Source organism: Pseudomonas sp. HOU2 (genome assembly GCF_040729435.1).
Classification (GTDB): Bacteria; Pseudomonadota; Gammaproteobacteria; order Pseudomonadales; family Pseudomonadaceae; genus Aquipseudomonas.
In genome coordinates this window covers 2,602,060-2,615,828 of record NZ_CP160398.1, presented here as the reverse complement: position 1 = coordinate 2,615,828, position 13,769 = coordinate 2,602,060, and the positions used below count along the sequence as shown (strand labels likewise).

General features: G+C 53.0%; 8 protein-coding genes, 6 tRNA genes and 3 rRNA genes. 16 read left to right on the top strand and 1 reads right to left on the bottom strand.

The window, feature by feature from the left end:
* Nucleotides 1-1,425: a peptidoglycan DD-metalloendopeptidase family protein gene (locus tag ABV589_RS11840; RefSeq protein WP_367085920.1), complete on the bottom strand. Its 1,425-nt coding sequence runs from the start codon at nucleotides 1,423-1,425 to the stop codon at nucleotides 1-3.
* Nucleotides 1,426-1,637: 212 nt separating this feature from the next.
* Between ABV589_RS11840 and tyrS the strand changes: the two genes are divergently transcribed.
* The 16 genes from tyrS (at nucleotide 1,638) to nusG (ending at nucleotide 13,659) form a co-directional block, all read left to right on the top strand.
* A complete protein-coding gene (tyrS, locus tag ABV589_RS11835) occupies nucleotides 1,638-2,837 on the top strand; it encodes a tyrosine--tRNA ligase (RefSeq protein ID WP_367085918.1) in 1,200 nt (399 codons plus the stop codon).
* Between the two features lie 553 nt (nucleotides 2,838-3,390).
* Nucleotides 3,391-4,927 (top strand): 16S ribosomal RNA (locus ABV589_RS11830).
* An 81-nt stretch (nucleotides 4,928-5,008) separates the two neighbouring features.
* Nucleotides 5,009-5,085, top strand: a tRNA-Ile gene (locus ABV589_RS11825).
* 29 nt (nucleotides 5,086-5,114) lie between these two features.
* Nucleotides 5,115-5,190, top strand: a tRNA-Ala gene (locus tag ABV589_RS11820).
* A gap of 247 nt (nucleotides 5,191-5,437) precedes the next feature.
* Nucleotides 5,438-8,329: ribosomal RNA gene (locus ABV589_RS11815) — 23S ribosomal RNA — on the top strand.
* A gap of 153 nt (nucleotides 8,330-8,482) precedes the next feature.
* Nucleotides 8,483-8,598: ribosomal RNA gene (rrf, locus tag ABV589_RS11810) — 5S ribosomal RNA — on the top strand.
* The 16S, 23S and 5S rRNA genes sit together here with 2 tRNA genes alongside, the layout of an rRNA operon.
* 132 nt (nucleotides 8,599-8,730) lie before the next feature.
* Nucleotides 8,731-9,684 carry a bifunctional biotin--[acetyl-CoA-carboxylase] ligase/biotin operon repressor BirA gene (gene birA / locus ABV589_RS11805; RefSeq protein ID WP_367085917.1) on the top strand — a complete coding sequence of 318 codons (954 nt, stop codon included), beginning with the start codon at nucleotides 8,731-8,733 and terminating at the stop codon, nucleotides 9,682-9,684.
* Nucleotides 9,674-10,423 (top strand): pantothenate kinase, encoded by a 750-nt coding sequence (locus tag ABV589_RS11800; protein WP_367085916.1) that lies wholly within the window; start codon nucleotides 9,674-9,676, stop codon nucleotides 10,421-10,423. The genes birA and ABV589_RS11800 overlap by 11 nt, the downstream gene beginning before the upstream one ends.
* A gap of 7 nt (nucleotides 10,424-10,430) precedes the next feature.
* On the top strand, nucleotides 10,431-10,868 hold the full coding sequence (locus ABV589_RS11795; RefSeq protein ID WP_367085915.1) for a hypothetical protein: 438 nt from the start codon (nucleotides 10,431-10,433) through the stop codon (nucleotides 10,866-10,868).
* 142 nt (nucleotides 10,869-11,010) lie between these two features.
* Nucleotides 11,011-11,095 (top strand) — tRNA-Tyr (locus tag ABV589_RS11790).
* Between the two features lie 24 nt (nucleotides 11,096-11,119).
* Nucleotides 11,120-11,193, top strand: a tRNA-Gly gene (locus ABV589_RS11785).
* A 26-nt stretch (nucleotides 11,194-11,219) separates the two neighbouring features.
* A tRNA-Thr gene (locus ABV589_RS11780) sits at nucleotides 11,220-11,295 on the top strand.
* An 84-nt stretch (nucleotides 11,296-11,379) separates the two neighbouring features.
* A complete protein-coding gene (gene tuf / locus ABV589_RS11775; protein WP_024164425.1) occupies nucleotides 11,380-12,573 on the top strand; it encodes an elongation factor Tu in 1,194 nt (397 codons plus the stop codon).
* Between the two features lie 53 nt (nucleotides 12,574-12,626).
* Nucleotides 12,627-12,702 (top strand) — tRNA-Trp (locus tag ABV589_RS11770).
* Between the two features lie 45 nt (nucleotides 12,703-12,747).
* Nucleotides 12,748-13,116 carry a preprotein translocase subunit SecE gene (gene secE, locus ABV589_RS11765; protein WP_007962231.1) on the top strand — a complete coding sequence of 123 codons (369 nt, stop codon included), beginning with the start codon at nucleotides 12,748-12,750 and terminating at the stop codon, nucleotides 13,114-13,116.
* 9 nt (nucleotides 13,117-13,125) lie between these two features.
* Nucleotides 13,126-13,659 (top strand): transcription termination/antitermination protein NusG, encoded by a 534-nt coding sequence (gene nusG / locus ABV589_RS11760; RefSeq protein WP_025113545.1) that lies wholly within the window; start codon nucleotides 13,126-13,128, stop codon nucleotides 13,657-13,659.
* Nucleotides 13,660-13,769: the final 110 nt, after the last annotated feature.

Below are 13,769 nucleotides of genomic sequence, written 5' to 3'. Positions count from 1 at the left end.
TTAGCGCTTGCTCGAAGCCAGCATGGTGGCCTTTTCCTGGTCCATGCGCGCCATCAATGGCTGGCTTTGCGCAAGGAAGCGTGCACGCTCGGACTTGGCGATCGGATCCGCCATCGGCAGCTTCTGGCCCAGTGGGTCGACGTGAACGCCATTGACCTGGAACTCATAGTGCAAGTGCGGTCCAGTGGACAGGCCGGTAGTACCAATGTAGCCGATCACTTGGCCCTGCTTGACGCTGCCGCCGGTTTTAACGCCTTTGGCAAAGCCTTGCATGTGGCCATACAGCGTGCGGTAGGTGTTGCCGTGCTGGATGATCACCGTATTGCCGTAGCCACCGCGGCGCCCGGCCAGCAGCACTTTACCGTCGCCGGCAGCCTTGATGGGTGTACCGCGTGGGGCTGCGTAATCGACACCTTTGTGGGCGCGGATCTTGTTGAGGATCGGATGTTTGCGGCCCATGGAGAATTTGGAACTGATGCGGGCGAAGTCCACCGGGGTACGGATGAACGCCTTGCGCATACTGTTGCCATCAGCGGTGTAATAGCTGCTGTTGCCTTGTTTATTGGTGTAACGCACGGCGGTGTAGGTCTTGCCGCGGTTGGTGAAACGCGCAGACAGAATCGGGCCAGTGCCGACGGCCTTGCCGTTGACCACTTTCTGCTCGTAGATCACGTCGAATTCGTCACCTTGGCGGATGTCCTGAGCGAAGTCGACGTCGTAGCCGAAGACGCTGGCCATATCCATGGTCAGGCTATGGGACAGGCCTGCGCGGGCAGCGGATTGTGACAGAGAGCTATTGATCACGCCGTGCACGTAAGCCGTGCGAACGGTAGGTTTTGCGGTGACGCGGTTGAACGCATAGCCCTTGTCGTTCTTGGTCAGGGTAATGGTTTCGACGTCGCTGACTTTGCTGTGCAGGCTGGTCAGTTGACCTTCCGGGTTCAGTTCGAACTCGAGTTTCTGGCCGTGCTTGAGCTGGCTGAACTGTTTGGCCTGTTTGTCGCTGGCCAGGACTTCGTGTACGGCAGCGGCTGGCAGACCGACTTTCTCGAACAATGTAGAGAGCGTATCGCCCTTGGATACGATGACTTCGCGGTGTCCCGGGGCTTTCGCCTTTTCGGCAACCGGAGCGGGTGCAGGTGCGGCTTCTGCTGTTTTCGGAGTGTCTTCGGTGCTGTTTTCGATCTGGGCGAAAGGTGAGGTTGCTGGCTCATTTGTGGCTTGAACCGCGTCAGCAGCGTCTTGATCTTGTGTCAGTTGTTCAGCAGGACTTTCCAGTTCAAGGCTCAGGGTTGTCTTTTTGGCTTCAACATCACTGGAAGGAAATACCAGGAGCGCCAGGCTGAGAAGGGCGGCGATTCCACTTGCGGCGAGCAGGTGGGTCTTCGGGTAAAGCGGTGGCGCTTTAGACGGTTCAGTGGTCATAAGTAATTTTGACTTTGAAAAAAGATGAATTGGAAAAGATGAATGACATGATGAAGATGAAATAACTGTATAAAATATAACCAAATCATCCCCGAAGCAAGTCTACAGACACCCTGTCTGCAGATTGGTGTCCGTGCGCCGGGCAAAACTTGTAATTGGTGCACGATCTTGTATGGTTGGTTCCCTTTGAATCTGAGCCTTGCGGGTCTGTTATGAAGTCGGTTGAAGAGCAGCTAGCGCTGATTAAACGTGGTGCGGAAGAACTATTGGTCGAGTCCGAGCTGATCGAGAAGCTCAAGCGCGGCCAGCCGCTGCGTATCAAGGCTGGTTTCGATCCAACCGCCCCGGATCTGCACTTGGGTCATACCGTGCTTATTAATAAGCTGCGTCAGTTCCAGGAATTGGGGCATCAGGTGATCTTCCTTATTGGTGACTTCACCGGGATGATCGGTGATCCAAGCGGCAAGAGTGCCACTCGTCCTCCTTTGACTCGCGAGCAGGTTCTGGAAAACGCCGAGACGTACAAGACTCAAGTGTTCAAGATTCTTGATCCGGCTAAAACCGAAGTTGCGTTCAACTCCACCTGGATGGATCAGATGGGGCCGGCGGACTTCATTCGTCTCACTTCGCAGTACACCGTCGCACGCATGCTTGAGCGTGATGACTTCGACAAGCGTTACTCCACTAATCAGCCGATCGCTATTCATGAGTTCCTCTATCCGCTGGTCCAGGGCTATGACTCGGTTGCTCTGCGCGCGGATGTCGAGTTGGGTGGGACCGATCAGAAGTTCAACTTGCTGATGGGGCGTGAGCTGCAGCGCGGTTATGGTCAGGAGGCTCAGTGCATTCTGACCATGCCGTTGCTCGAAGGTCTGGATGGCGTGAAGAAGATGTCCAAGTCGTTGGGCAACTACGTCGGCATCCAAGAGGCGCCAGGTGTGATGTACGGCAAGCTGGTCTCGATCCCGGATGCGTTGATGTGGCGTTACTTTGAACTGCTCAGCTTCCGTTCGATGGATGAGATCAATGCCTTCCGTGCAGCTGTAGAGGCAGGGGCTAACCCGCGCGACATCAAGATAAAGCTGGCGGAAGAGATTGTTGCGCGCTTCCATGGTGAGGAGGCTGCGGCCAATGCTCATCGCGCTGCGGGTAACCGTATGAAGGATGGTGAGTTGCCGGATAATCTGCCGGAGATCGAACTGGCCTCTGCTGAAGATATGCCAATTGCGGCCGTCCTTAATAAGGCAGGCCTGGTGAAGAACTCGGCGGCGGCGCGTGATCTGTTGGCTTCTGGCGGTGTGCGTGTTGATGGTGAGGTGGTTGATCGCTCCTTTATATATGTACTGGGCGCGACTCACGTTTGCCAGGCGGGTAAGAAGGCATTTGCACGTATCACGCTGAAAGCTGAATAAAGTTTGAAATAAGGGTTGACGGCGAATTCTAGAGGTCTATAATTCGCCCCACTTCCGGCGCAGTCGAAACGGAAAACTCCTTGAGATTCAATGAGTTACGCAGTTTTCGGCAGCGGTTTGCTTCAGTTCATCGAAGCCTGGAAGGAGTTGAAAGGGCAGTGATGTTTGGCTCTTTTGACGGTTCGATCTTCTCGGTCGAAAGCGGAGAAAAAGAGGTGTTGACAGCAGCGTGTAACGCTGTAGAATTCGCCTCCCGCTAACGAGAGATCGGAAGCGCAAGTGGTTGAAGTTGTTGAAGAAATCTTCGAAAACTTCTGAAAATAATCACTTGACAGCAAATGAGGCTGCTGTAGAATGCGCGCCTCGGTTGAGACGAAAGATCTTAACCAACCGCTCTTTAACAACTGAATCAAGCAATTCGTGTGGGTGCTTGTGGAGTCAGACTGATAGTCAACAAGATTATCAGCATCACAAGTTACTCCGCGAGAAATCAAAGATGTAACCAACGATTGCTGAGCCAAGTTTAGGGTTTCTTAAAAACCCAAAGATGTTTGAACTGAAGAGTTTGATCATGGCTCAGATTGAACGCTGGCGGCAGGCCTAACACATGCAAGTCGAGCGGATGAAAGGAGCTTGCTCCTGGATTCAGCGGCGGACGGGTGAGTAATGCCTAGGAATCTGCCTGGTAGTGGGGGACAACGTTTCGAAAGGAACGCTAATACCGCATACGTCCTACGGGAGAAAGCAGGGGACCTTCGGGCCTTGCGCTATCAGATGAGCCTAGGTCGGATTAGCTAGTTGGTGAGGTAATGGCTCACCAAGGCGACGATCCGTAACTGGTCTGAGAGGATGATCAGTCACACTGGAACTGAGACACGGTCCAGACTCCTACGGGAGGCAGCAGTGGGGAATATTGGACAATGGGCGAAAGCCTGATCCAGCCATGCCGCGTGTGTGAAGAAGGTCTTCGGATTGTAAAGCACTTTAAGTTGGGAGGAAGGGTTGTAGATTAATACTCTGCAATTTTGACGTTACCGACAGAATAAGCACCGGCTAACTCTGTGCCAGCAGCCGCGGTAATACAGAGGGTGCAAGCGTTAATCGGAATTACTGGGCGTAAAGCGCGCGTAGGTGGTTTGTTAAGTTGGATGTGAAATCCCCGGGCTCAACCTGGGAACTGCATCCAAAACTGGCAAGCTAGAGTATGGTAGAGGGTGGTGGAATTTCCTGTGTAGCGGTGAAATGCGTAGATATAGGAAGGAACACCAGTGGCGAAGGCGACCACCTGGACTGATACTGACACTGAGGTGCGAAAGCGTGGGGAGCAAACAGGATTAGATACCCTGGTAGTCCACGCCGTAAACGATGTCAACTAGCCGTTGGGAGCCTTGAGCTCTTAGTGGCGCAGCTAACGCATTAAGTTGACCGCCTGGGGAGTACGGCCGCAAGGTTAAAACTCAAATGAATTGACGGGGGCCCGCACAAGCGGTGGAGCATGTGGTTTAATTCGAAGCAACGCGAAGAACCTTACCAGGCCTTGACATCCAATGAACTTTCCAGAGATGGATTGGTGCCTTCGGGAGCATTGAGACAGGTGCTGCATGGCTGTCGTCAGCTCGTGTCGTGAGATGTTGGGTTAAGTCCCGTAACGAGCGCAACCCTTGTCCTTAGTTACCAGCACGTTATGGTGGGCACTCTAAGGAGACTGCCGGTGACAAACCGGAGGAAGGTGGGGATGACGTCAAGTCATCATGGCCCTTACGGCCTGGGCTACACACGTGCTACAATGGTCGGTACAGAGGGTTGCCAAGCCGCGAGGTGGAGCTAATCCCACAAAACCGATCGTAGTCCGGATCGCAGTCTGCAACTCGACTGCGTGAAGTCGGAATCGCTAGTAATCGCGAATCAGAATGTCGCGGTGAATACGTTCCCGGGCCTTGTACACACCGCCCGTCACACCATGGGAGTGGGTTGCACCAGAAGTAGCTAGTCTAACCTTCGGGAGGACGGTTACCACGGTGTGATTCATGACTGGGGTGAAGTCGTAACAAGGTAGCCGTAGGGGAACCTGCGGCTGGATCACCTCCTTAATCGACGACATCAGCTGCTCCATAAGTTCCCACACGAATTGCTTGATTCATTGAAGAAGACGATAGAAGCAGCCCGAAATTGGGTCTGTAGCTCAGTTGGTTAGAGCGCACCCCTGATAAGGGTGAGGTCGGCAGTTCGAATCTGCCCAGACCCACCAATTTTTGTGTGGGAAACCTGTAGAAATACGGGGCCATAGCTCAGCTGGGAGAGCGCCTGCCTTGCACGCAGGAGGTCAGCGGTTCGATCCCGCTTGGCTCCACCACCACTGCTTCTGAAGTTTGAAAGCTTAGAAATGAGCATTCCATCGCTGTGATGGTGAATGCTGATTTCTAGTCTTTTGATTAGATCGTTCTTTAAAAAATTGGGTATGTGATAGAAAGATAGACTGAACGTTACTTTCACTGGTAACGGATCAGGCTAAGGTAAAATTTGTGAGTGACTCTTAAGAGTTTTGCGAATTTTCGGCGAATGTCGTCTTCACAGTATAACCAGATTGCTTGGGGTTATATGGTCAAGTGAAGAAGCGCATACGGTGGATGCCTTGGCAGTCAGAGGCGATGAAAGACGTGGTAGCCTGCGAAAAGCTTCGGGGAGTCGGCAAACAGACTTTGATCCGGAGATGTCTGAATGGGGGAACCCAGCCATCATAAGATGGTTATCTTGTACTGAATACATAGGTGCAAGAGGCGAACCAGGGGAACTGAAACATCTAAGTACCCTGAGGAAAAGAAATCAACCGAGATTCCCTTAGTAGTGGCGAGCGAACGGGGACTAGCCCTTAAGTGGCTTTGAGATTAGCGGAACGCTCTGGAAAGTGCGGCCATAGTGGGTGATAGCCCTGTACGCGAAAGTCTCTTAGTCATGAAATCGAGTAGGACGGAGCACGAGAAACTTTGTCTGAATATGGGGGGACCATCCTCCAAGGCTAAATACTACTGACTGACCGATAGTGAACTAGTACCGTGAGGGAAAGGCGAAAAGAACCCCGGAGAGGGGAGTGAAATAGATCCTGAAACCGTATGCGTACAAGCAGTGGGAGCCCACTTTGTTGGGTGACTGCGTACCTTTTGTATAATGGGTCAGCGACTTATTTTCAGTGGCGAGCTTAACCGAATAGGGGAGGCGTAGCGAAAGCGAGTCTTAATAGGGCGTCTAGTCGCTGGGAATAGACCCGAAACCGGGCGATCTATCCATGGGCAGGTTGAAGGTTAGGTAACACTGACTGGAGGACCGAACCGACTACCGTTGAAAAGTTAGCGGATGACCTGTGGATCGGAGTGAAAGGCTAATCAAGCTCGGAGATAGCTGGTTCTCCTCGAAAGCTATTTAGGTAGCGCCTCATGTATCACTGTAGGGGGTAGAGCACTGTTTCGGCTAGGGGGTCATCCCGACTTACCAAACCGATGCAAACTCCGAATACCTACAAGTGCCGAGCATGGGAGACACACGGCGGGTGCTAACGTCCGTCGTGAAAAGGGAAACAACCCAGACCGTCAGCTAAGGTCCCAAAGTTATGGTTAAGTGGGAAACGATGTGGGAAGGCTTAGACAGCTAGGAGGTTGGCTTAGAAGCAGCCACCCTTTAAAGAAAGCGTAATAGCTCACTAGTCGAGTCGGCCTGCGCGGAAGATGTAACGGGGCTCAAACCATACACCGAAGCTACGGGTATCACGCAAGTGATGCGGTAGAGGAGCGTTCTGTAAGCCTGTGAAGGTGAGTTGAGAAGCTTGCTGGAGGTATCAGAAGTGCGAATGCTGACATGAGTAACGACAATGGGTGTGAAAAACACCCACGCCGAAAGACCAAGGTTTCCTGCGCAACGTTAATCGACGCAGGGTTAGTCGGTCCCTAAGGCGAGGCTGAAAAGCGTAGTCGATGGAAAACAGGTTAATATTCCTGTACTTCTGGTTATTGCGATGGAGGGACGGAGAAGGCTAGGCCAGCTTGGCGTTGGTTGTCCAAGTTTAAGGTGGTAGGCTGAGATCTTAGGTAAATCCGGGATCTTAAGGCCGAGAGCTGATGACGAGTTACCCTTTGGGTGACGAAGTGGTTGATGCCATGCTTCCAAGAAAAGCTTCTAAGCTTCAGATAACCAGGAACCGTACCCCAAACCGACACAGGTGGTTGGGTAGAGAATACCAAGGCGCTTGAGAGAACTCGGGTGAAGGAACTAGGCAAAATGGCACCGTAACTTCGGGAGAAGGTGCGCCGGTGAGGGTGAAGGACTTGCTCCGTAAGCTCATGCCGGTCGAAGATACCAGGCCGCTGCGACTGTTTATTAAAAACACAGCACTCTGCAAACACGAAAGTGGACGTATAGGGTGTGACGCCTGCCCGGTGCCGGAAGGTTAATTGATGGGGTTAGCTAACGCGAAGCTCTTGATCGAAGCCCCGGTAAACGGCGGCCGTAACTATAACGGTCCTAAGGTAGCGAAATTCCTTGTCGGGTAAGTTCCGACCTGCACGAATGGCGTAACGATGGCGGCGCTGTCTCCACCCGAGACTCAGTGAAATTGAAATCGCTGTGAAGATGCAGTGTATCCGCGGCTAGACGGAAAGACCCCGTGAACCTTTACTATAGCTTTGCACTGGACTTTGAATTTGCTTGTGTAGGATAGGTGGGAGGCTTTGAAGCGTGGACGCCAGTTCGCGTGGAGCCATCCTTGAAATACCACCCTGGCAACTTTGAGGTTCTAACTCAGGTCCGTTATCCGGATCGAGGACAGTGTATGGTGGGTAGTTTGACTGGGGCGGTCTCCTCCTAAAGAGTAACGGAGGAGTACGAAGGTGCGCTCAGACCGGTCGGAAATCGGTCGTAGAGTATAAAGGCAAAAGCGCGCTTGACTGCGAGACAGACACGTCGAGCAGGTACGAAAGTAGGTCTTAGTGATCCGGTGGTTCTGTATGGAAGGGCCATCGCTCAACGGATAAAAGGTACTCCGGGGATAACAGGCTGATACCGCCCAAGAGTTCATATCGACGGCGGTGTTTGGCACCTCGATGTCGGCTCATCACATCCTGGGGCTGAAGCCGGTCCCAAGGGTATGGCTGTTCGCCATTTAAAGTGGTACGCGAGCTGGGTTTAGAACGTCGTGAGACAGTTCGGTCCCTATCTGCCGTGGACGTTTGAGATTTGAGAGGGGCTGCTCCTAGTACGAGAGGACCGGAGTGGACGAACCTCTGGTGTTCCGGTTGTCACGCCAGTGGCATTGCCGGGTAGCTATGTTCGGGAAAGATAACCGCTGAAAGCATCTAAGCGGGAAACTTGCCTCAAGATGAGATCTCACTGGAACCTTGAGTTCCCTGAAGGGCCGTCGAAGACTACGACGTTGATAGGTTGGGTGTGTAAGCGCTGTGAGGCGTTGAGCTAACCAATACTAATTGCCCGTGAGGCTTGACCATATAACACCCAAGCAATCTGCATGCTCGAAAGAGACCAGATTGCGGTGTGTGAAGACGCAATGAACCGAAAGTTCGCGCTGCTCACAAACACCTGTATCACATACCCGATTTGCTGAAGCGAGGCCAGCCGGTCACGAGTCAGTACCCGAATTTCTTGACGACCATAGAGCGTTGGAACCACCTGATCCCATCCCGAACTCAGAAGTGAAACGATGCATCGCCGATGGTAGTGTGGGGTTTCCCCATGTGAGAGTAGGTCATCGTCAAGATTAAATTCCGAAACCCCAATTGCGAAAGCAGTTGGGGTTTTGTTTTGCCCGCAGGAAAGTGGTTTGCTTGATTTCTATGCAATCGCCCGGCTCATGGCTATTATTCGGGCCTCATTGTGAGGCGAGACCTGCATGCTGACGTTGTTGAATCTTTTAAAGGATGGTCGATTCCATTCTGGTCAGGCTCTGGGGGCTGCCCTGGGCATCAGTCGAAGTGCTGTATGGAAGCAGCTTCAGAATCTTGAGGCTGAGCTCGGGTTATCCATTAACAAGGTCCGGGGCCGAGGCTATCAACTAGCGGCTCCCCTGACATTGCTCGATCCGCTCAGCATAGGTGCTTTGACCCCGGTGTGGCCCATGACTGTCTTTGACTCCATTGACTCCACCAATGCAGAGGCGTTGCGCGCGATCAATCAAGGTCGCACGGCGCCGTTCCTGGTGTTGGCAGAGAGACAGATTTCCGGTCGGGGACGAAGGGGGCGTAAGTGGGTAAGTCCCTTTGCTGAAAATCTCTATTACAGCCTGGTCTTGCGTATTGAGGGCGGCATGCGCCAGCTCGAGGGATTGAGTCTGGTTGTTGGTTTGGCGGTTATGCATACCCTGCGAAAGCTGGGTGTGTCAGGCGCAGGATTGAAGTGGCCTAACGATGTGTTGGTCGGAAACAAGAAAGTCGCGGGCATCCTCCTGGAGCTTGTCGGGGATCCTGCAGATGTTTGCCATGTAGTGCTAGGTATAGGCATTAATGTGAACATGCAGATTGCTGATGAGGTGGACCAGCAATGGACGTCGATTCGACTGGAAACGGGCAAAAGCAGTGATCGCAATATCTTGGCGGCTGAGTTGAGCGAGCAGTTGAGTCGCTATATTCAGCGCCATCAGCTTGATGGTTTTTCGGAGCTCCAGGAGGAGTGGGAAAAATACCATGTGTGGCAGGGGCGTCCGGTTTCGTTGATTGCGGGCGTTAGTCATATAGAGGGCGTGGTGCTCGGCATCGATAGTCAGGGTGCGCTGCGTTTGAAGGTGGATGGCGTGGAAAAAGTATTTAACGGTGGTGAGCTCAGCCTGAGGTTGCGTGATGATTCTTGAGCTCGACTGTGGGAATAGCTTTATCAAGTGGCGTGTATTGAATACAGCTGCTGGCGGTCTGTTCGCGGAAGGTGTTGTCGACTCGGATCAAGCTCTGGTGGATAGCTTGTGCGCATTTGACAGCCTGTCGTTGCGTAAATGTCGGTTGGTCAGCGTAAGGACCGGTGAAGAAACTGCCGCGCTCACCCGAATTCTCGAGCAGACGTTCGGGGTTTCAGTCGTGTGCGCCAAGTCGGCCAGTGAAATGTCTGGTGTCAGGAATGGCTATGACGACTATGAACGCTTGGGGCTGGATCGCTGGTTGGCGATGCTTGGTGGCTTTCATTTGGCTGCTGGCGCCTGTCTGATTCTGGATTTCGGCACCGCGGTGACGGCCGACTTTATTAATGCCGAAGGTGAGCACCTGGGGGGATTCATTTGTCCAGGGATGCCCTTGATGCGTAACCAATTACGTACACATACCCGGAAAATCCGTTATGGGGACTTGGCTGCCGAAAAAGCGCTGACGAGCCATGCTCCGGGGCGCAGTACCGTAGAGGCGGTGGAGCGTGGGTGCTCTTTAATGTTGAGAGGCTTCGTCCTGACCCAGATGGAAATGGCTCGGTCCTATTGGGGGGAGCGCTTTACTGTCTTCATTACCGGTGGCGATGCTGGGTTGGTGGCGGACGTCGTGCCTGATGCTCGGATCGTCCCCGACCTGGTATTTGTAGGGTTGGCGATGGCGTGTCCTTTAACTTGAGGTTTGTATGCGTTGGTTGTTCCTGCTGCTCGTTGTTCTCAATGTGTTCTATTACGTCTGGCATCAGCAGGAAGCGCCCTTGCGTGCAAAGGATGTCACGCCACTCAGCATGTACCGTGGGTCCCAGCAAGATATTCGCTTATTGAGTGAGGCAGCTGGTAACTCTGGGGCGGGGCAGGGCATGCGCCGTGCCGGACAGGAGTGTCTGTTCTTGGGTGGTTTGACTCAAGAAAGCAGCATTTCCGCGCTGCAGGTGCGTCTAGCTACCATGAATGTGAAGGTTCAGGTTTCGCAAAAGGATTTTCCCGAGTCTGGTTACTGGTTGCGTATTGCGCCCGAAAACCAGCGTTTATTGGGGGATGTGCAGTTGCAAAACCTTTCCAAGGAATTCAATGAGTTAAAACATAAAATAATGCTGTGTGAGGGGGTTGCACCGCTGGAATAGTTTGCATAGAATGGCGCCCGCTCCACAGCGAACACCTAAACAGGTTGTCAAAGCGGGGCGGTGTCAACGCAGCTAACCTCAGGTTTTTAATGAGAAAATGCTTGACAGAAGGTCGGCATAGTATAGAATGCCGGCTCGCTTAGGAGGGGTTCCCGAGCGGCCAAAGGGATCAGACTGTAAATCTGACGTCTACGACTTCGAAGGTTCGAATCCTTCCCCCTCCACCATTTTTAGCGTGAGCTGCAAGCTCCGCGGGTATAGTTTAGTGGTAGAACCTCAGCCTTCCAAGCTGATGATGCGGGTTCGATTCCCGCTACCCGCTCCAAGTTTGCAGGTTGTGCAAAGTGTTACGCTCTTGTAGCTCAGTTGGTAGAGCACACCCTTGGTAAGGGTGAGGTCAGCGGTTCAAATCCGCTCAAGAGCTCCATATGACAAGGCAGATATGAAAATATCTGCCTTTGTTTTAATGGTAGATATCGTTCGTCTAATTCTTCTGTTGAGGGTGTTATCGATGGCTAAGGAAAAATTTGATCGTTCCCTGCCCCACGTCAACGTAGGGACCATTGGTCACGTTGACCACGGTAAAACCACTCTGACCGCTGCTCTGACTCGCGTCTGCTCCGAGGTTTTCGGTTCGGCCGTAGTTGAATTCGACAAGATCGACAGCGCTCCAGAAGAAAAAGCTCGCGGTATCACCATCAACACCGCACACGTTGAGTACAACTCGCTGATCCGTCACTACGCTCACGTTGACTGCCCAGGTCACGCTGACTATGTGAAGAACATGATCACCGGTGCTGCTCAAATGGACGGCGCTATTCTGGTTTGCTCGGCCGCTGATGGTCCGATGCCACAAACCCGTGAGCACATCCTGCTGTCCCGTCAGGTAGGCGTTCCGTACATCGTGGTTTTCCTGAACAAGGCTGACCTGGTAGACGACGCTGAGCTGCTGGAACTGGTTGAGATGGAAGTTCGCGACCTGCTGTCCACCTACGACTTCCCGGGCGATGACACTCCAATCATCATCGGTTCGGCTCGTATGGCGCTGGAAGGTAAAGACGACAACGAGATGGGCACCACTGCCGTCAAGAAGCTGGTTGAAACTCTGGACAGCTACATCCCAGAACCAGTTCGTATGATCGACAAGCCATTCCTGATGCCAATCGAAGACGTGTTCTCGATCTCGGGTCGCGGTACTGTTGTGACTGGTCGTATCGAGCGCGGTATCGTTCGCGTTCAAGATGCTCTGGAAATCGTTGGTCTGCGTGACACCACCACCACCACCTGCACTGGTGTTGAGATGTTCCGCAAGCTGCTCGACGAAGGTCGTGCTGGCGAGAACTGCGGCGTTCTGCTGCGTGGTACCAAGCGTGACGACGTTGAGCGTGGTCAAGTTCTGGTCAAGCCAGGTTCGGTTAAGCCGCACACCAAGTTCACCGCAGAAGTTTACGTTCTGAGCAAGGAAGAAGGCGGCCGTCACACTCCGTTCTTCAAGGGCTACCGTCCACAGTTCTACTTCCGTACTACTGACGTGACTGGTAACTGCGAACTGCCAGAAGGCGTTGAAATGGTAATGCCAGGTGACAACATTCAGATGACTGTTACCCTGATCAAAACCATCGCGATGGAAGACGGTCTGCGTTTCGCTATCCGTGAGGGCGGTCGTACCGTCGGCGCGGGCGTCGTAGCCAAAATCATCGAATAAGCGGTTGTAATGTATTTTTCGGGCCGGCATAATGGTCGGCCTGATTTTGTTTTAGGTCAGTAGCTCAATTGGCAGAGCGACGGTCTCCAAAACCGTAGGTTGGGGGTTCGATTCCCTCCTGACCTGCCAGATTCACTCGGTGTGTCTGGCTTTCTTTTCACAGGATCTTCATAGATGACTCCTAAGGCTGAAGCTCAAGGCTCTCGCTTCGATCTGCTCAAGTGGCTTGTAGTAGTTGCTTTGGTGGTTGTTGGCGTTGTTGGCAATCAGTATTACGCTGCTTCGCCGATCCTGTACCGTGTACTCGCTTTGCTCGTCATTGCTGCTGTAGCTGCCTTTGTAGGCCTGCAGACTGCAAAGGGCAAGTCGTTCTTTGTACTGGTTAAGGAAGCGCGCACCGAGATTCGTAAAGTCGTATGGCCAACTCGCCAGGAAACCACGCAGACAACGTTGATCGTTGTTGCTGTGGTTATCGTTATGGCGTTGCTGTTGTGGGGTGTTGATTCCCTGCTCGGCTGGCTTGTTTCCTTGATTGTCGGCTAAGGGTGTCCCGTGGCTAAGCGTTGGTACGTTGTGCATGCTTACTCGGGTTACGAGAAGCATGTCATGCGCTCGCTGATTGAGCGCGTTAAGCTGGCTGGCATGGAAGATGGCTTCGGCGAAATTCTGGTTCCCACTGAAGAAGTGGTTGAAATGCGTAATGGCCAGAAGCGCAAAAGCGAACGCAAGTTCTTCCCAGGCTATGTGCTGGTACAGATGGATATGAACGAGGGTACTTGGCACTTGGTCAAGGATACTCCTCGGGTGATGGGCTTCATCGGCGGTACTGCCGACAAGCCTGCGCCAATCACCGACAAAGAGGCGGAAGCCATTCTGCGTCGTGTGGCCGATGGTAGTGATAAGCCGAAGCCGAAGACTCTGTTTGAGCCGGGTGAAGTGGTTCGTGTTACTGACGGTCCGTTCGCTGACTTTAACGGCACCGTCGAAGAAGTTAACTACGAAAAGAGCCGTGTCCAGGTGGCAGTGCTTATTTTCGGTCGCTCTACCCCGGTAGAGTTGGAGTTCAGTCAGGTCGAAAAGGTCTAACTGAACAAGCATCCCAACCCCGCAGCCCTAGGCTGTGGGGTTTTGTCGTCACTGGGATAAACGCGCAAGTAACCGGGGAGCCTTTCGAGGCGTTCGAACCCGTAATTGGA